This is a genomic window from Streptomyces kaniharaensis, assembly GCF_009569385.1.
Lineage (GTDB): Bacteria > Actinomycetota > Actinomycetes > Streptomycetales > Streptomycetaceae > Kitasatospora > Kitasatospora kaniharaensis.
Window position 1 is genome coordinate 4,849,841 of sequence record NZ_WBOF01000001.1, and the last position, 16,603, is coordinate 4,866,443.

Genomic DNA, 16,603 nt, shown 5'->3' on the forward strand with positions numbered 1-16,603 from the left:
AGCGGTGGCCTTCACAGCGTCCCTCCGATCACGATGCTGGCGAGGACGGCGACCAGGAAGGTCGCGCTGGAGAACCGGAGCGCGAAGGCGCGTCCGAAGGCGCCCGACTGGAGGGCGATCAGCTTGAGGTCGACCATCGGGCCGACGACCATGAAGGCGAGCCGGGCGGTGGGGGAGAAGCCGGTGAGGGAGGCGGCCACGAAGGCGTCCGCCTCCGAGCAGACCGCGAGGATCACGGCGAGGAAGGCCAGCACGGGCACGCCCAGCCACGGCGAGTCGGAGAAGATCCGCAGAACCGACGGGGGGACGAGCACGTTGAACGTCGCCGCGGCTGCCGCGCCGACCACCAGGAAGCCGCCGGCGTGCAGGAAGTCGTGCTGCAGGCCGCGCCGGAACTCCTCCAACGGGTTGCGTGCGCCGCCCTCACCGTGACCACCCGCACTCTTCGGCAGCCGCAGCCACTCCGGCCGGCCGAAGGCCACCCAGAGCCAGCCCATCACGACCGCGGTGGCGAGCGAGGCCAGCAGCCGGGCCAGCACCATCTCCGGCTTGCCGGGGAAGGCGATCGCGGTGGCGACCAGGACGACCGGGTTGATCGCGGGCGCGGAGAGCAGGAACGCCAGGGCGGCAGCCGGCGCGACCCCACGCTTCATCAGGCTGCCGGCCACCGGGACGGACGCGCACTCGCAGCCCGGCAGGACGGCGCCGGCCACCCCGGCTACCGGTACGGCGAGCGCCGAGTTCTTCGGCAGCACCCGGGTGAACACCCGCTCCGGGACGAACGCACCGATCGCGGCCGACACCACGGTGCCCAGAACCAGGAACGGCACGCCCTGAACCACGATGGCAACCATGACCGTCCGCCAGGTCTGCACACTGCCGGCGTCCCACACTGTTACCAGCGCGGCCACCGCCACGACCGCCGGTACTCCGATCAGCAGCGGCGACTTCCAGCGCGGCGGGGCCTCCGCCGGCGCTACTGGGACGTGCCGGACGCTGCCGAGACTCGTCTCCACCAAGGTGACCGCTCCTCAGCCCACTCGCCGCCGATCCGCCGGCGAGACCTGTCTGCTCACCGTCATGTTCGGGGAGCCGGAGACAGCGTAGCGGTGATAATCATATTCATCTAGGTCTTTCGCGCCGTTCCCGCGATCGGTAATCTGCGCGCCGAGCACGGTGGTGACCGGTACCGAGGCGACCAGGCCGATGCTGCCGACCAGGGTGCGGGCGATCTTCTCGGCCACCAGCTCGCTGGTGGCCACCGACAGCACGTCGCGGTGGGCGACCGAGAAGAGCAGCAGCAGCGGAAGCGCCGCGCCCGCGTAGGCGAGCACCAGGGTGTTGACCGTGGAGGCGATGTGGTCGCGCCCGATCCCGCCCCGCTCGGTAGAGCTTGCGGGCGCCCATCGCCGGGTCCGCCTGGTGCAGTTCCCACACGGAGCTGGTCTGGGTGACCGTCACGTCGTCGAGTACGCCGAGCGAGCCGATGATGAATCCGGCCAGCAGCAGGCCGCGGATCTCGATGTTCGGATACAGGTCGTGGATGAGGCCGCTCTCCTCCGAGGTGTTGCCCGTCAGATGCGCCCAGGAGGTGAAGACCGACCCCGTGCGGGAGAGCAGTGAGCCGGCAGGTGGGCTGGGGGGCGCCCACCTGCCGGCGTTCATGAGGCCTGGCGAGGTCAGGCCTGCGGGAGGCGGACGAGCATCTTGCCGGTGTTGGCGCCGCGCATCATGGCCTGGAAGGCCTCGAAGGCGTTCTCGATGCCGTCGACGACAGTCTCGTCGGTGATGAGCGAGCCGTCCTTGAGCCAGCCGCCGACCTGCCGGGCGAAGTCCGGAACGAGGTGGAGGTGGTCGCTGACGTTCATGCCGCGCAGGTTGATGCGCTTGCCGATGGCGAGCGGCAGGTGCGGCGGGCCCGCGGGCAGTTCGGTGGCGTTGTACATCGAGATGGCGCCGACCAGGGCGACGCGGCCGCGCAGGTTCATGGTCCGGAGTGCGGCGTCGAGGTGGTCGCCTCCGACGTTGTCGAGGTAGACGTCGATGCCGCCCGGAGCGGCGGCGGCGAGTTGTCCGGCGATGTCGCCCGCGCGGTAGTCCAGACCGACGTCGTAGCCGAAGTCCTCGGTCAGCCGCTCGGCCTTGGCCGGGCCGCCGGCCGAGCCGATGACGCGCGAGGCGCCGAGCTTGCGGGCGAACTGCCCGGCGACGGAACCGACGGCGCCCGCGGCACCGGAGATGAAGACGACATCGCCCTCCTTGACCGGGGCGACCTCCTTGAGGCTGGCCCAGGCGGTCAGGCCGGTGGTGCCGAGGACGCCCAAGTAGGCCTGGGCAGGGGCGAGGTCGGGGTCGACGAGCTGAACGTCGGCGGCACCCAGCAGGGCGTACTCGCGCCAGCCGAGGAAATGGGTGACGGTCGCGCCGACCGGGACCTCGGGGGCCTGTGAGGCGACGACGGTGCCGACGGCCGAGCCGGTCATGGCCTCGCCCAGCTCGAACTGCGGGATGTAGGACTCGCCTTCGTTCATCCGCCCGCGCATGTAGGGGTCGACGGAGAGGTAGTCGTTGCGGACGACGACCTGGCCGGGGCCCGGGTCGGGCACGGTGGCCGTCTCGAACGCGACGTCCGAGTCCTTGGGCTCGCCGACGGGGCGGGCGACGAGGTGCCATTCACGGCTGGAAGAAGACATGACGATCCTAGGGAGTAGTGCAGTGTGAGGGAGACAGGGAAGTCAGCTGCCCGCGGCAACGGTGGAGACGGGTACGCCCAGCAGACCGGCCACGAGGGCATCGGATCCCAGGGGCAGCAGGCAGTGCGCGTCCGTCGTGTTCTCCAGGCCGACCACGAGCGCGATGCAGATGTCCGCGGCCCTGGCGGGCCCGGCCCCTTCGACGGTGCCCGCCTCGGTGAAGAGTCCGGTGAGCAGGTGGCGCAGCTCGGCGGTGAAGTCGGAACATATCCCGCCGAAGAGGCGGGCCTTGTCGTCGAGGAGTTCGGCCGTGTGCGGGGAGTCACCGGACAGGGCGAGGACGAGTTCGAGCTTGGCGGCGAGGACGCCCCGGACGCGGGCGGCGTACGGAAGGGTGGTGTCGGCCGCCGCCCGGCGGGCCCGCACGAGCGCCTGCTCGTGCAGGCGCCCGGCGAGCCGCCGGAAGGCGTCGTCCTTGCTGCGCACGTACTGGTAGACCGCGGACCGGGACACGCCCATGGTGGTGGCGATGTCGTCCATCGTGGTGCGCCGCACGCCGTACCTGGTCAGGCAGTCGTACGTGGCGTCGAGGACCTCGTCGAGCCGGTCGGTGCCCATCGGGGTCAGGCCAGCCTCTTGAGCAGTTCGACGGCCAGCGGGGCGGAGGAGGCGGGGTTCTGGCCGGTGACCAGGTTGCGGTCGACGACCACGTTCGGCACCCACGGTTCGCCGACCCGGACGTTCACTCCGGCCTCGGTGAGGCGGTCCTGGAGCAGCCACTTCGCCTTGTCGGCAAAGCCGGCCTGGGTCTCCTCGGCGTTGGTGAAGGCGGCGACGTCGTAGCCGGCGAAGGCGTTGGTGCCGTCGGCCCTGGCGGCCGCCAGCAGCGCGGCCGGGGCGTGGCAGACCACGCCGAGCGGCTTGCCGGACTCCAGGGCGAGGGTGAGGAGGCGGCCGGAGTCGGCGTCGACCGCGAGGTCCTCCATGGGGCCGTGGCCGCCGGGGTAGAAGACGGCCGCGTAGTCGTCGAGGTTGACGTCTTCGACCTTGATCGGCGACTGCAGCTCGCTGAAGCCGGCCAGGGCGTCGGCGATGCGGTCGGCGTTGTCCTGCCCGCCGTTGACCTCGGGGGCGAGGCTGCCCTTGTCGACGGCGGGAACGACACCGCCGGGCGTGGCGACCACGATCTCGTGACCGGCCGCCTTGAAGGCCTGGTAGGGAGCGACGGCCTCCTCGGCCCAGAAGCCGGTGGGGTGCTTCGTGCCGTCGGCCAGCGTCCAGTGGTCTGTGCCGGTGACGACGAAGAGGATCTTCGACATGAGGTGGTCTCCGAGGGTGCGGATCCCGTACGGGCCGTAGGGATCGGGGACGGTGCGTCGCCGCCGCTGACGTTTCCGAAGCACTGACACTTCGCACCCAGTTCGTCAGTGCGGCGATGTCCTCGAAGGTAGGACCCCTACCCCATCGGAATCCAATAGGCTCGTACATGTGAGAGATAGGGATCCCAATGGACAGCCGGGAATGCCGTCGCCGCAGGGCAGCGGCCTTCTCGATCTGAATCTGCTGCGCACGTTCCTCGCGGTGTACCGCGCCGGCGCGTTCACCGCGGGCGCCCGCGTGCTGGGCCTGTCACAACCGACAGTGACGACGCAGATCCGCTCGCTGGAGAAGCAGCTGGGCCGGGAGCTGTTCGAGCGGCTGTCCCGCGGCGTCGCCCCGACCCCGTTCGCCGACGAGCTGGCCGCTCGGGTCATGGAGCCGTTGGACGCCCTCGGCCCGGTCAGCGGCGGCGCCCTCTTCGGCGAGAGCGACGCGGAGCCCGTGCACCTGGCGGGGCCTGCCGAGTACCTCACGCACTGCGTCATGCCAACGCTCGCCCCGCTCGTTGACAAGGGGGTGCGCCTACGCGTCGCATTCGGCCTCACCGACGATCTGCTCGACGGACTGCGCGCGGGCCGGCACGACCTGGTGGTGGCCACCCTGCGCCCACGCGGCCGTGCGCTCGCCTCCGTACCGCTGGCCGACGAGGAATTCGTCCTGGTCGCCGCACCTTCATGGGCCGAACGGATCGGATCACGCCTTGCCACCGAGGGGCCCGCAGCGCTGCACGGAGTGCCGCTCGTCTCGTACGCCGAGGACCTGCCGATCGTCCGCCGCTACTGGCGCCATGTCTTCGGCAGGCGGTTGACCTGCAGTCCGACCGTCACCGTGCCCGACCTGAGGGCGGTCAAAGAGGCTGTCGTCGGCGGCGCCGGGTTCAGCGTGCTGCCGCGCTACCTGTGCGCCGACGACCTGGCCTCAGGCGCCCTGGCCCTCCTCAACGATCCGGACGACCCACCGATCAACACCGGCTTCCTGGTCCAGCGCCCGGGATCGTCCACGAATCCCCACGTCGCACTGGTCCGCGACCACCTGATGCGCTCCGCCCACGAGGCCTGGGGGCCGCCGCAGCCGATCACGATCCCCTCTCACCTGCGGTGAGCTGATCCGCGATCTTCAGGGCGGCGGCGAAGTCGACCAGCCGCTCGTCCCACCCGGCCGCCGGGAAGGTCCTCGACCAGGGCCTGTTGCCGGAGGGTTCACGAAGCGGGCGCGATGGTGGCAGCGCCGCGGTACGCGGCCCGGTGTCAGCCGTCAACCAGGTCGGCGAGGCCAGAAAGGTCGAACAGCCGGGCGACGATCGGGGCCCGCACATCCGTGACCTTCAGGACGACGCCTTCCTCCTGCGCCTGGTGATGGAGCCGTTCCAGGGTGTGCGCGCCCGAGCAGTCGCAGAATCTCACCTGCGCGAAGTCGAGGTCGATGCGCCTGGGCCGGTGCGCCAGGCACTCCTTGACACGGCTCTCCAGCTCGGCGGCGGTGGCGAGGTCGATCTCGCCCGTGATCGCGACGGTGACCTGGCCGTCCCACCGGGAGACGGCGGTGCGGAAGTCGTTGCCGTTCACAGCCATGGCTCCACCTCCCACGGCCGGTGCACTATCCACTCCCAGAGGTCGCCGGATTCATCCCGCGCCCACGTCGACGCACCTGGCGGTGCGGTCCGCACCGGGCCCACTCGAACGAGCGGTCCGGTTCCTCGTGTCATCGCTCCGACGAGGGGAGTAGGCGCGGCGCGCGCAGGCCCCGCCCCACCGGTTTTCCGGACGACTCGTATGGGCACCCGTCGGCCCGCGGTCGGGGGAGGGGCCGAGGCGCGGGCGGTCCCCGGGTGGGGCCGGGCGGTCTCGCGTTCGGCGTCGTAGGCGGCTCGCAGCTCGGGATCGTGCAGGACCTCGTAGGCGGCGACCACCGCGCCGAGCCGCTCCGCCGATCCCGGTTCGACGGGGCTGGTGTCCGGGTGCAGCAGCCGGACCAGGGTGCGATAGGCCGAGGTGACCTGCCGCGCGGACGCCGTGGGTTCCACTCCCAGCACCGCATAGTGATCGCGTCGATCTCGCGATCTCGTCATGGCGGACCACCTCCCGGGTGACCCCGGCAAACCTCCTCATTGACCTGGATAGAACCTTGGCCAACGCTTGTCAAGATGCCCGAAATGGGGGTGTATGGGCTGTTGGTGGACTCCCGCGAGAGCCTCATCGCTGTCACCGACCCACAAGGAGAGTGACTAGCTCCGCCGCGAGGCCGCGGTACTGCCGGGCGAGCAAGATCCCCTCGGCCTGATGGGGTCCCCCCACTGTCGTCGGCATGACGGTCCCTCAGTACCCGGCGGTGTGATGCGCCGCGCTGGCCCCGGTCTGCGCCGCGATGTCCTGTTCGACCTGTACCAGGGATGTGTGGAGGGCTTCGCGTATGGCTTCCAGGTGTGCGAGGCAGGCGTCCATCGAGGCGATGGCGGCGTCGCTGTCGGTCCGCGTCTGGTGCCCGACGGCCGGGAGCCGGTCCTCGATCCGCCGCCAGCGCGCCTCGGCGGCGGCCAGGGGGTCAGGCGCGCCGGTGGTCGCTGTCATGGCGCAGCTGGTCGGTGTGCTGGGCGAGGTCGTCGAGGCGGTGGGCGATTTGGCGATGGCGGGTGCCGAGGTGAGGGCGGACGGCGGCCAGGGGTGTGAGGAGTTCGGTGGCGTCCGGGGCGCCGAGCGCGGTGTGGAGGCGGTCGAGGGCGGGGCGGGCCGCCGGGGCGAGGTCGGTCAGCGCGGTGACCTGGGCGGCGAGCCGGCGCAGGTCGGCGGCGTTGGCGCGGGCCCAGTCGGTGACGGAGCGCTCTGCGGCGCGGCGGTCGCGTACGGCCTTGACACGTTTGGCCCTGGTGGTGCCCGCGGTGTCGATGGCGGGTGGCGCAAGGCGCAGGTAGCGGTTCTCGGCGGCCTGGCGGCTGGCGACGCCCATGGGGCGGGCGAGGTCGGCCCAGGTGGCGCCGGCGGCGCGGGCGGTCTCCACCAGCGGGGCCTCCCAGTCGGCGAGCTCGGTACGCAGCTCGCGCAGCAGCAGCAGGGCGGCCAAGGCCTGCTCGGGGCCGGTTTGGGTGGTGGGCGGGCTCATACCTTCGGTGTCCTGCGCGGTGCGGACGGCGTCGTCTATGGCGGCGAGCGCCGCGGCGGCGGCGAGGAAGGACGCCGGGCCCCTCGGCGGTCCGCCGCCGGTGGCTGGCGCTTCGGGCCGCTTTCTCATCGGTGTCACTCCTTTGGCGACGTCAGGGTTTGTCATCGGATAGATGACATGTTAGAACGGTTTCAGGTGAAGCGCACTGGCACCCATCGATCAGTGGAGGTGTTTCGCGATGCTGATGCGCACCGATCCGTTCCGCGAGCTGGACCGGCTGACCCAGCAGTTCTTCGGCACGGCCGGTACCTGGTCGAGGCCGACCCCGATGCCGCTGGACGCCTACCGCGCCGGCGGCGAGTACGTGATCTGCTTCGACCTGCCGGGGGTGGACCCCGACGCGATCGACATCGATGTCGAGCGGAACATGCTGACCGTCAAGGCCGAACGGCGTCCCCGCCACGAGGGCGAGGACGTGAAGTGGGAGCTGTCCGAGCGTCCGCTCGGCGTCTTCTCCCGGCAGGTCATGCTCTCCGACAGGCTCGACCCCGAGGGGGTCACCGCCGACTACGACTCCGGCGTGCTGACCCTGAAGATCCCGGTCGCCGAGAAGGCCAAGCCCCGCAAGATCGCCATCGGCCACAGCGGAAACCGCAAGGAGATCAAGGCCTGACCACGTCCCTGTGCCCTTCCGTGCCGCCTGCACCCCCCGAGCGGGCGGCACGGAACCCCCGCAGCGGCTCCGCGTCCCCTGGGCAGGCATGCGCAGTGCCGGCCGGCGATGCCCGGTGCGATGGGCGGTCGGCACCGTGCGTGGTGAGGGCCGGTGGTGAGATCGACATCGCCACCGAGCCGCGGCTTCGCCATCGGCTGGGCGCCGCGTTCGAGGCGCACCGGGAGGTGGTGCTCGAGCTGCCGGAGGTGACGTTCATGGGCTGCTCGGGCCTGGGCGTCCTCGTCCAGGCCCGCAACCAGGCCGACCGGTGCGGCGGGCGGCTCGTCCTGCGCGGCGTAGACAGGCCCGTGGCCAGGTTGCTCAAGATCACTGGCCTCAGTCGCCGCTTTGCCGCCGGCCCCTGACCGGCCCCCGTACGCCCGGACCCGGCAGCGTGCCGGGACGAAGGGAGGAATGCGCGGTGACTCTTCGATGGGAGATGTTCTTGGACCGGGTCCAGGAACGCGGAGAGTACGACACGCCCCAGGACGCCGAGCGCGCGGCCCGCGTTGTGCTGGCCCTGCTCGGTGCTCACCTGGTCGGCGACGTGCGCGCGAAGCTCGCGGCCCGCCTGCCCGAGACCTTCGCCCTGATCCTGCTCAATCCCCTGCAGGCCGCCGAGCCGCTCAGTCCCGAACGGTTCGTGCGCGCCACCGCCGCCTGGATCGAGGGCGCCACCGAGAAGACCGCCGTGTGGGACATCGGAGCTGTCCTGTCCACGGTGGCCGACGCCGCCGGCGACGAATTGATGGAGCGCGTGCTGTTCCAGCTGCCGCCCGGCTACGACGTCCTGTTCGGCCGCCCCGCCCCCGGCCGCCGACCCTGACCCGCTTTCGTTCCGCCGCCCACGCTGCGGCGGCCCGTACCGGAAGGCCACCTCCATGACCCGACACCGCCGCCTGATCCAGCAGGTCCGCAGACTCGGCCGCTACCCCAGCGACGAGGAAGCCGAACGAGTCCTCGACACGGTCCTGGCCGTCCTCGGCTCCCAGCTCACCGGCGACGAGCGCTGCGAGTTGGCCGCCGTGCTCCCCGAGCGGGCCCGCGCCGTCTTCGCCTCGCAGGTCCCCCTGCCCGAACCCGTCGCCGCCCCCGCCTTCGTCGAAGCCGTCGCCCGAGGCCTGAATACCAGCCTCACCAGCGCCCGCTGGGACGCCTCCTCCGTCTTGGCTGCCCTCGCATCCCTCGGTGGCGAGCGGCTCACCGACCGCGTCCTCAACCATCTGCCCCGCGGCTACGCGCTCCTGTTCGGCCGTGCCGACCTCGCCGCCACCGCCGCCTGAACCCCGACGGGCCGGGGCCGGCGTCACTGCCCGCGGGCCTGGTCCAGGTCGGCCTCCAGCTCCTCCACTCGGGCCTGGAGCTCGAGTACCCGGCGCGCGCCTTCCAGGGTCAGTCCCTCGCTGATCAGCTTCATCAGGGCCGCGACACGGTTGATCTCCCGACGCGAGTACCTCCGCTGGCCGCCCGACGAGCGCACGGGCACGACCGCGCCCAGCTCGTCCAGTCGCCGCAGGAACGCCACCTGGGCGTGCAGCATCGCGGCGACCTGCCCCACCGTGTACAGCGCGGCATCCGCGTCATCAATGGGCAGCTCCACCACCGCGACCTCACCTCGTCGTTCGCTGAAACCTCACTTCCACGTTACAGATTTCCTCCAGCCACAAGTTTTCTACCTCCCGTTGAGGCAAGGCGGGAGGGATAGCAGGAGAGGAGGCCCGGCGATGGCACGCGCAGTCGGTATCGACCTGGGAACGACGAACTCGGTGGTCTGCGTGCTGGAGGGCGGCGAGCCGACAGTCGTCCCCGGCTGCGCGGGCCGTCCGCCGGACCTTCGGCGCGGTGCGTGCCGATCACGAAAACGGCCTGCCCGGCCCAGAACCGCCTGACCGCTCCGCGGTATGGCCATGGATGGTGCGCTGCCGGTCCGGCCGGGTGGGCATAGCGGATGTGCGCGATCCTGGATTTGAGCAGCCCATGCCGCCAAGTCGTGCCGTGTGCCCGGCACGAGGGCTGGCCTGCTGAGACGGGCCGCGCCCCGTCGTGCCCGATCGCGCGCCGCGACACGGACGTACCAGGCGCGACCGGCGACCCGAGCGGAGGTCATACGGCTGGTGAACGGCATCGAGCACGAGTCGGCAGGAGCGCGGGACACGACCGAGGGCCGCGTCTACACCGTCACCGGCGGCGACTGGGGCGAGGTGGTGGACACCGTCGCCCGCGCGGACGACGAGCGGATCATCGTCAACATGGGTCCGCAGCACCCGTCCACGCACGGTGTGCTGCGCCTGGTCCTGGAGATCGACGGCGAGACGGTGAAGGAGGCCCGCTGCGGTATCGGCTACCTGCACACCGGCATCGAGAAGAACATGGAGTTCCGTAACTGGGTTCAGGGCACGACCTTCGTGACCCGGATGGACTACCTGACTCCGCTGTTCAACGAGACCGCCTACTGCCTGGCGGTGGAGAAGCTGCTCGGGATCACCGAGCAGATCCCGGAGCGTGCGAGCGTGATCCGGGTGATGGTGATGGAGCTCAACCGGATCTCCTCGCACCTGGTGGCGCTGGCCGCCGGCGGGATGGAGATCGGCTCCACCACGCTGATGGTCTACGGCTTCCGGGACCGCGAGGTCATCCTCGACATCTTCGAGCTGGTGACGGGCCTGCGCATGAACCACGGCTACGTCCGGCCAGGCGGCCTGGCGCAGGACCTGCCCCCGGGCGCGCTGGACCAGATCCACGAGGGCGTGCAGCTGCTGCGCTCGCGGATGCACGAGTACGACAAGCTGGCGACCAGAAACCCGGCCTTCAGGGCCCGGCTGGTCGACGTCGGCCACCTGGACCTGGCCGGCTGCATGGCGCTCGGCGCCACCGGCCCGATCCTGCGGGCCACCGGCCTGCCGCACGACCTGCGCAAGACCGACCCCTACTGCGGCTACGAGAACTACGAGTTCGAGGTCGCGGTGGCCGACACAGCGGACTCCTACGGCCGGTTCCTGATCCGGCTGGAGGAGATGCGCCAGTCGCTGCGGATCGTCGAGCAGTGCCTGGACCGGCTGGCCCCCGGCCCGGTCATGGTGGCCGACAAGAAGATCGCCTGGCCCGCCCAACTGGCCGTCGGCCCGGACGGGTTGGGCAACTCGCTCGACCACATCCGAAAGATCATGGGCGAGTCCATGGAGGCGCTGATCCACCACTTCAAGCTGGTGACGGACGGCTTCCGCGTCCCGACGGGGCAGGCCTATGTGGCGGTCGAGTCCGCCAGGGGTGAGCTGGGCGTCCATGTCGTCTCCGATGGCGGCACGCGGCCGTACCGGGTGCACTTCCGCGACCCGAGCTTCACCAACCTGCAGACGATGGCCGCGATGTGCGAGGGCGGGCAGGTCGCGGACGTCATCGTCGCGGTGGCGAGCATCGACCCGGTGATGGGGGGCGTGGACCGGTGAGAGCCGTCGCACCGCGGACGCGCCGTTGCTGGCGGCGTTGAAAGCCCGACAGATTTCCCTTTGCTCGCCGTGACTGGAGCCGGTCGTGAACTGGTGACTATCGCGTCGTTCCTACCTTTATGTCTGCTCTGGCGGTCACAACTATGGTTTCGATGGTTGCTCGCCGTGATCGCAGGCTCAGTCTGACGGGTCACTCGACATGGGGGACCGCCTCACAACCAGCGATGCCATCTGCCGGATCGGCCTTCACGGCACGGAAGTTGACACGCCACCAGACTGCCTCCCACCTGCGGTCGAGCGCTTCGTGCCGAGCACCCGCGTCCACCATCCTGAAGATCTCGCAGACTTTTCCGTTATCCGCAGCTCCATGTCCGATCTCCCATACGTCGGCAGCAAACCACCCCCCTCTGCCGACGAGGAGAGAACATGACCGGCAAACGAGTGGTGCGCGGGCGCGACAACGGCCCTGTACTGGTGGGCACTTCGGTAGCGGCGAGCGTCATCGTCGCCACCCTGTCCCGCCACGGATGGTCCCCGAACTGACTGTCAGTCGACTCATCGCCGGGCCCGCGACCGGCCGGGACCAGCCATCGGCTCGGCGCCCCACAACCGACACGGGCCAGCCGCGTCAGGAAAAGTGACGAAGCATCACCTCATTTGCGCAGCCTCCCCACTAGGCCGCGCCGCACGGGTGCTGCCCCCACACCAGGAGAACCCATGAAAGCCGCACACGCCCGCAACAAGCTGCCCAAGCTCCTGATAGCCGCCGCCCTCGCGCTGACCGCCGGGGTCGGGATCGCCTCCAACGGGCCGGGCAGCGCTCACGCGGGTCTCACCAGCCCGTCCCCCGAAGCCAAGACCGACGCTCCCCGCCCAGATCTGGCACCCCAGTCGGCCACCGACGCCGTCCAGGACGACGCGAAGCAGGTGCGCCCCAAGGATCGTCGACCTCTGCCGTCCAGCAACGAGGCACAGCACCAGGACTACGGCAGCCCGACAAGGTCCGCCGCGGCAAAGTCGAAGGCAACGACCGGGGAGGCAGGCGGCCCGAAGGCGAGCGCCGCCGCCTGCTCCATCAGCGCCTTCACCACGAACACCGGCGGCGCCCTGATCCAGGCGATCCAGTCCGCCGGCCCGGACTGCATCAACGGCCTGTTCAACGTCACCGGTTCAGACGCACACCTGGCCTTCCAGGAGTCGCAGATGACCACGGTGGCGGACGCCTTGGCCGCCGCCTCCCGCAGCTACCCGGGGGACAACAGCACCCACGTTCTGGAGCTCGTGCTCTACCTCCGGGCCGGCTACTACGTGCAGTGGAACCACAAATCCGACGTCGGTACCTACGGCAGCGCTCTGCAGACCGCGATCCGGTCCGCCCTGGACGCCTTCTACGCCAACGCCCACAGCCTGGACGCCACCGACGCCAACGGTGCCGTCCTCTCGGAAGCCGTCACCCTGATCGACAGCGCCAGCCAGAACGCCCGCTACCTGCCCGTCCTCAAGAAGCTGCTCACGGGCTACAACAGCTCGTACAACAACTCGTACAACATGCTGACCGCGGTCAACAACGTCTACACCGTCCTCTTCCGCGGCCACCAGAACGCCGACTTCGCCACCGCCACCGAAGCCGACCCTTCCATCCTCACCACCCTCGAGACCTTCGCCAACAACAACCTCGGCCTCCTGGGCGGACCGCAGAGCTACCTGGCGTCCAACGCCGGCACCGAGCTGGCCCGGTTCCTCCAGGACCGCACCCTGGCCCCCACCGTCCGCCCGATGATCAAGAACCTGCTGGCCAAGTCCTCGATGACCGGCCCCACCGCCCCCCTCTGGGTCGGCATCGCCGCCCAGGCGAACGACAACGACCAGAACAACTGCTCCGACTACGGCACCTGCGACCTCCCCAACCGGCTCAAGAAGGCCGTGCTGACCATCGACTACCAGTGCGGCACGATCCACATCGTGACCCAGGCGCTCACCAAGGAGCAGCTGCTCAGCACCTGCGACAGCCTCACCGGCGAGAACGCCTACTTCCACAAGCTCGCCAAGGACCCCGGCCCGCTGCCCAACGACCACAACAGCGCCATGGAGGTCGACGTCTTCCACTCCACCAGCGACTACCAGACCTACGCCAACGTCATCTTCGGCGTCGACACCAACAACGGTGGCATCTACGAGGAAGGCGACCCCTCCAAGCCCGACAACCACGCCCGGTTCGTCGCCTACGAAGCCGACTGGCTGCGTCCGAACTTCCAGATCTGGAACCTCAACCACGAGTACACCCACTACCTGGACGGCCGCTTCAACACCGCCGGCGACTTCGCCGCCGCAACCGCCACCCCTGGCACCATCTGGTGGATCGAAGGCTTCGCCGAGTACGAGTCCTACGGCTACCGCGGCGTGACCGACACCGCGGCGGTCGCCGATGCGGCCAAGGGCAGCTACCCGCTCAGCACCGTCTTCGCCAACACCTACAGCAGCGGCACGGACCGGATCTATCCCTGGGGCTACCTCGCGGTGCGCTACATGATGGAGCACCACCGCTCCGACATCGACACCCTGCTCGGCCACTACCGATCCGGTGACTACAAAGCCGCATTCGGCCTGATCAACTCCATCGGCACCAGCTACGACGCCGACTGGGCCAAGTGGCTCAAGGAATGCGCCGCAGGTGCGTGCAACGCCCCCGGCAAGCCGCTCACCGCCACATTCACCGCCAAGGCGAACGGCCTGAACGTCGCGCTCACCGACACCACCGAAGACTCCGCAGCGATCACCGCTCACAAGTGGGACTTCGGCGACGGCACCACCTCCACCGATGCCAATCCGACCAAGACCTACGCCAAACCGGGCAGCTACCACGTCCGGCTGACCGTCACCGACAAGGCCGGCGCCACCGCAACCGCCGACCAGACGGTCGCGGTCGGTGCTTCGACCGCCGAGTGCACCGCTGACGACACCCGCCGCCTGGCTCAGAACTGCAGCCGGTCCAACCTCACCGCCGCCGCCCGGGACAACAGCTACCTCTACATCGACATCCCCGCCGGAACCAAGAACCTCACCATCACGACCACCCCCGGCACCGGAACCGCCGACCTCTACTACAGTCCCACCACCTGGGCCGACAGCACCGCCAACACCGCCTCCGCCACCGGCAACGGCCCGCACACCCTCACCATCACCAACCCCCCGGCCGGCTGGAACTACATCACCCTCCACGCCACCGCCGCCCTCACCGGCGCCACCGTGACGACCACGTTCTGACCCCGCCGGTCGCGCCGTCCCGACGTCCGGCTCTCTGCCGGTGAACTGCCGCTGTTCGACGCCGGATTCACGTTCGGGGTTCGGGTTCAAGCGATTCGAGCAGGACGGTGCCGGCGCCAGGCCGCGAAGGGTCGCCCGGCCACTCCGGTTGGGCCGGTGGGGTTAAACCCGCACAAAAGGATCGTATAAGTCTGTCATGTGACAGGCTGGCCAGCTTTGGTCAGCCTGTCGCGGACGTTTCGGAGGTTGGGTTCCGGTCCAACGGTTACTCGTTCCAGGTCGAGAGGAATCACCGGACGGCCAGTCAGGGCATGCCGATCGCCGAAATGCAGCTGTGTTCACGTTAGGCGATGGCGTCGGGGGCCGGCCGGGCCGCGAGGCCGGGCGGATCGCGGGGTGCGTCGATGAGGCTGCCGTCTCGACGTCGAGCCCTGGGCGGCGAAGCGCACAGGGCGGCTGATGGACGGCGGGTTCTGGTTGAGGAGCCTCGGCGAGAACGGCGGGCCGACTCCCGCATCGGTAGCGGCTGGGACGGTGTTGGGCGCCGCGATGCTGAACGCCAACCGGGCTGCCGCCACCATTTGTTGGTCTGCCCGTGGCCGCGACTGGTGGCAAGTGTGTCGGGCTTGGCCGCGGCCGTGGGTGTTGGGGCGGCGGGGTCAGTCGGTGATGAGTTCGGCGGGGCGGTGGGGGGCGGTGGGGGCGGGGGCGTCGGCGACTTCGTGGAGGAGGGAGAGCAGGAGTTCCTCGTAGATGGAGAGGGGGCGGGCGAGGGTCCAGTTGGTGGTGACGGTGCGGGGGGCCGGGCCGGGGCGGGTGTGGAGTTCGGCGAGGATGCCGTGGAGGAGCTCGAAGCGGACGGAGCGTCGAGAGACCAGGCTGACGCCGAGGCCGATGCGGACGGCTTCCCGGACGCTCTCGGTACCCCACAGGTCGAGGGTGCGCGCGCCGACGAGGTCCCAGGTGTGCAGGAGCTCCAGCAGCTGTCGTCGGGTCTGGGAGCCGGGTTCGAGGAGGAGGAAGGACTCGGAGGAGAGCTCTGCCGGCGTGACCTCCTGCCCGGCCAGCGGGTGGTCGGGCGCGCAGATCAACACCATGTCGTCGCTAGCGAGCTGCTCCGACTCGTACCGACCCGGGGGCAGCGGGCCGTCGGCCACGCCGACGCCGATGCGGCCCTGCTCGAGCGCGCCCGCCAGGCACTCGGGGCTATTGACGACCACGGTGAACAGCCCGTCGGGTTCGCGGCGCCGCAGCTCCCGCATCACCGCCGGCAGCAGGTAGTCGCCGACCGCGCTCGTACTGCCGACCACCAGGCGTTCGATCGGCCAGCGCGCGGCCGCCTGGACGGCGCCGACGGCGTGATCGGCCAGCGCCAGCATCTCCTTGGTCTGGGCGAGCAGGACCCGTCCGGCCGGCGTGGGGCGGATCTTCGGGCCCGAGCGGTCGACCAGGACGGTCCGCAGGGACGTCTCCAGGTTCTGCACCTGCTTGGAGACCGAGGACTGGCTCAGGAACAGCACCTGGGCCGCCGCGGAGAACCCACCACATTCGATGACCTTCGCGAAGATCGCCAGCTGGTTCAGGTTGAGTCGCATCACGGCCCCGATCGCGTGGATGTGGTGCAGGGCAACGGGCCTGCGGGCCGTGGGACAGGCTTCCGCAGTTCCTGTCATCCCCTGATGGGGGCCACAGCCTACAAGCAACCCGGAGAATACCTGTTCGGTCGGCACAATTGCGGGGGCGGACCGGCGTTCGTCGATTCGGGGCTCAACACGACTCTCCGCGCTCCGCCGTTGATCTCTCCTGATCGGAGTGAAGCGGTCCACGATCGTGGCGATGTGATGGTGCGTCAGCACGGTTTCAAAGTGTGGCGCGAGTGTCGGTCGCATGGGGTTGTGGGGGCTCAAGGGTGACCGAGGTTGCGTCAAGTGCACGTGTCGGAACGACCGTTGACGCCATCGGTGCGTGCACTTGCGGTCCTTGTGTGGCGCCGGATCCGGTGGCGGGTG

The 16,603-nt window shown here is 70.0% G+C and carries 17 protein-coding genes and 2 pseudogenes; 8 read left to right on the forward strand and 11 right to left on the reverse strand.

Annotated features, from left to right (window positions below; all coding sequences use genetic code 11):
* Window positions 1-11: 11 nt before the first annotated feature.
* From F7Q99_RS21960 to F7Q99_RS21980, 5 genes and pseudogenes are all read right to left on the reverse strand, one after another.
* Entirely contained in the window at window positions 12-935 is a 924-nt protein-coding gene (locus F7Q99_RS21960) for a permease (protein WP_407697872.1), read from the reverse strand.
* A gap of 96 nt (window positions 936-1,031) precedes the next feature.
* Window positions 1,032-1,620: pseudogene (locus F7Q99_RS21965) on the reverse strand (YibE/F family protein); the annotation flags it as partial.
* A gap of 59 nt (window positions 1,621-1,679) precedes the next feature.
* Entirely contained in the window at window positions 1,680-2,693 is a 1,014-nt protein-coding gene (locus F7Q99_RS21970) for an NADP-dependent oxidoreductase (protein WP_153464017.1), read from the reverse strand.
* 42 nt (window positions 2,694-2,735) lie between these two features.
* The gene (locus F7Q99_RS21975; RefSeq protein ID WP_153464020.1) at window positions 2,736-3,311 is read right to left on the reverse strand and encodes a TetR/AcrR family transcriptional regulator; all 576 of its coding nucleotides are present in this window, start codon (window positions 3,309-3,311) and stop codon (window positions 2,736-2,738) included.
* A gap of 5 nt (window positions 3,312-3,316) precedes the next feature.
* Window positions 3,317-4,012, reverse strand: a complete 696-nt coding sequence (locus F7Q99_RS21980; RefSeq protein ID WP_153464023.1) for a type 1 glutamine amidotransferase domain-containing protein — start codon at window positions 4,010-4,012, stop codon at window positions 3,317-3,319.
* Window positions 4,013-4,214: 202 nt separating this feature from the next.
* On the opposite strand from F7Q99_RS21980, the gene F7Q99_RS21985 reads away from it, so the two are divergent.
* Window positions 4,215-5,174 (forward strand): LysR family transcriptional regulator, encoded by a 960-nt coding sequence (locus F7Q99_RS21985; RefSeq protein WP_153464025.1) that lies wholly within the window; start codon window positions 4,215-4,217, stop codon window positions 5,172-5,174.
* Between the two features lie 146 nt (window positions 5,175-5,320).
* Here the strand turns inward: F7Q99_RS21985 and F7Q99_RS21990 are convergent, their stop codons facing one another.
* The 4 genes from F7Q99_RS21990 to F7Q99_RS22005 form a co-directional block, all read right to left on the reverse strand.
* Window positions 5,321-5,644, reverse strand: a complete 324-nt coding sequence (locus F7Q99_RS21990) for an STAS domain-containing protein (protein ID WP_153464028.1) — start codon at window positions 5,642-5,644, stop codon at window positions 5,321-5,323.
* On the reverse strand, window positions 5,635-6,141 hold the full coding sequence (locus F7Q99_RS21995) for a J domain-containing protein (protein WP_153464031.1): 507 nt from the start codon (window positions 6,139-6,141) through the stop codon (window positions 5,635-5,637). Before F7Q99_RS21995 ends, F7Q99_RS21990 begins: the two co-directional genes overlap by 10 nt.
* A 247-nt stretch (window positions 6,142-6,388) precedes the next feature.
* The gene (locus F7Q99_RS22000) at window positions 6,389-6,640 is read right to left on the reverse strand and encodes a hypothetical protein (protein WP_153464034.1); all 252 of its coding nucleotides are present in this window, start codon (window positions 6,638-6,640) and stop codon (window positions 6,389-6,391) included.
* Window positions 6,615-7,298, reverse strand: coding sequence for a type III effector protein (locus F7Q99_RS22005; protein WP_153464037.1), 684 nt, complete (start codon window positions 7,296-7,298; stop codon window positions 6,615-6,617). Before F7Q99_RS22005 ends, F7Q99_RS22000 begins: the two co-directional genes overlap by 26 nt.
* Before the next feature lie 109 nt (window positions 7,299-7,407).
* On the opposite strand from F7Q99_RS22005, the gene F7Q99_RS22010 reads away from it, so the two are divergent.
* The 4 genes from F7Q99_RS22010 (at window position 7,408) to F7Q99_RS22025 (ending at window position 9,167) form a co-directional block, all read left to right on the forward strand.
* Window positions 7,408-7,842, forward strand: a complete 435-nt coding sequence (locus F7Q99_RS22010; protein WP_153464040.1) for an Hsp20/alpha crystallin family protein — start codon at window positions 7,408-7,410, stop codon at window positions 7,840-7,842.
* Between the two features lie 140 nt (window positions 7,843-7,982).
* Window positions 7,983-8,249 carry an anti-sigma factor antagonist gene (locus F7Q99_RS40465; RefSeq protein ID WP_195911144.1) on the forward strand — a complete coding sequence of 89 codons (267 nt, stop codon included), beginning with the start codon at window positions 7,983-7,985 and terminating at the stop codon, window positions 8,247-8,249.
* Window positions 8,250-8,323: 74 nt separating this feature from the next.
* Window positions 8,324-8,710 (forward strand): DUF2267 domain-containing protein, encoded by a 387-nt coding sequence (locus F7Q99_RS22020; RefSeq protein WP_153466484.1) that lies wholly within the window; start codon window positions 8,324-8,326, stop codon window positions 8,708-8,710.
* Between the two features lie 55 nt (window positions 8,711-8,765).
* Complete coding sequence (locus tag F7Q99_RS22025; RefSeq protein WP_153464045.1) at window positions 8,766-9,167, forward strand: DUF2267 domain-containing protein; 402 nt, start codon at window positions 8,766-8,768, stop codon at window positions 9,165-9,167.
* Window positions 9,168-9,190: 23 nt separating this feature from the next.
* Here the strand turns inward: F7Q99_RS22025 and F7Q99_RS22030 are convergent, their stop codons facing one another.
* Window positions 9,191-9,487, reverse strand: coding sequence for a helix-turn-helix domain-containing protein (locus F7Q99_RS22030; RefSeq protein ID WP_326846967.1), 297 nt, complete (start codon window positions 9,485-9,487; stop codon window positions 9,191-9,193).
* A gap of 121 nt (window positions 9,488-9,608) precedes the next feature.
* Here F7Q99_RS22030 and F7Q99_RS41320 point away from each other — a divergent pair.
* From F7Q99_RS41320 to F7Q99_RS22040, 3 genes and pseudogenes are all read left to right on the forward strand, one after another.
* Window positions 9,609-9,704: pseudogene (locus F7Q99_RS41320) on the forward strand (Hsp70 family protein); the annotation flags it as partial.
* A 294-nt stretch (window positions 9,705-9,998) separates the two neighbouring features.
* Window positions 9,999-11,330 carry an NADH-quinone oxidoreductase subunit D gene (locus F7Q99_RS22035; protein WP_326846968.1) on the forward strand — a complete coding sequence of 444 codons (1,332 nt, stop codon included), beginning with the start codon at window positions 9,999-10,001 and terminating at the stop codon, window positions 11,328-11,330.
* Window positions 11,331-12,047: 717 nt separating this feature from the next.
* Window positions 12,048-14,594 carry a collagenase gene (locus F7Q99_RS22040; protein WP_153464048.1) on the forward strand — a complete coding sequence of 849 codons (2,547 nt, stop codon included), beginning with the start codon at window positions 12,048-12,050 and terminating at the stop codon, window positions 14,592-14,594.
* Between the two features lie 659 nt (window positions 14,595-15,253).
* Here the strand turns inward: F7Q99_RS22040 and F7Q99_RS22045 are convergent.
* Window positions 15,254-16,189, reverse strand: coding sequence for a LysR family transcriptional regulator (locus tag F7Q99_RS22045; RefSeq protein WP_195911145.1), 936 nt, complete (start codon window positions 16,187-16,189; stop codon window positions 15,254-15,256).
* Window positions 16,190-16,603 lie beyond the last annotated feature (414 nt).

Bases quoted from the DNA above. Each gene is read 5' to 3' on its own strand.
- F7Q99_RS21970 (WP_153464017.1), bottom strand. From the start codon at position 2,693: ATGTCTTCTTCCAGCCGTGAATGGCACCTCGTCGCCCGCCCCGTCGGC.
- F7Q99_RS21975 (WP_153464020.1), bottom strand. From the start codon at position 3,311: ATGGGCACCGACCGGCTCGACGAGGTCCTCGACGCCACGTACGACTGC.
- F7Q99_RS21980 (WP_153464023.1), bottom strand. From the start codon at position 4,012: ATGTCGAAGATCCTCTTCGTCGTCACCGGCACAGACCACTGGACGCTG.
- F7Q99_RS21985 (WP_153464025.1), top strand. From the start codon at position 4,215: ATGCCGTCGCCGCAGGGCAGCGGCCTTCTCGATCTGAATCTGCTGCGC.
- F7Q99_RS21990 (WP_153464028.1), bottom strand. From the start codon at position 5,644: ATGGCTGTGAACGGCAACGACTTCCGCACCGCCGTCTCCCGGTGGGAC.
- F7Q99_RS21995 (WP_153464031.1), bottom strand. From the start codon at position 6,141: ATGACGAGATCGCGAGATCGACGCGATCACTATGCGGTGCTGGGAGTG.
- F7Q99_RS22000 (WP_153464034.1), bottom strand. From the start codon at position 6,640: ATGACAGCGACCACCGGCGCGCCTGACCCCCTGGCCGCCGCCGAGGCG.
- F7Q99_RS22005 (WP_153464037.1), bottom strand. From the start codon at position 7,298: ATGAGAAAGCGGCCCGAAGCGCCAGCCACCGGCGGCGGACCGCCGAGG.
- F7Q99_RS22010 (WP_153464040.1), top strand. From the start codon at position 7,408: ATGCTGATGCGCACCGATCCGTTCCGCGAGCTGGACCGGCTGACCCAG.
- F7Q99_RS22020 (WP_153466484.1), top strand. From the start codon at position 8,324: ATGTTCTTGGACCGGGTCCAGGAACGCGGAGAGTACGACACGCCCCAG.
- F7Q99_RS22025 (WP_153464045.1), top strand. From the start codon at position 8,766: ATGACCCGACACCGCCGCCTGATCCAGCAGGTCCGCAGACTCGGCCGC.
- F7Q99_RS22040 (WP_153464048.1), top strand. From the start codon at position 12,048: ATGAAAGCCGCACACGCCCGCAACAAGCTGCCCAAGCTCCTGATAGCC.
- F7Q99_RS22045 (WP_195911145.1), bottom strand. From the start codon at position 16,189: ATGCGACTCAACCTGAACCAGCTGGCGATCTTCGCGAAGGTCATCGAA.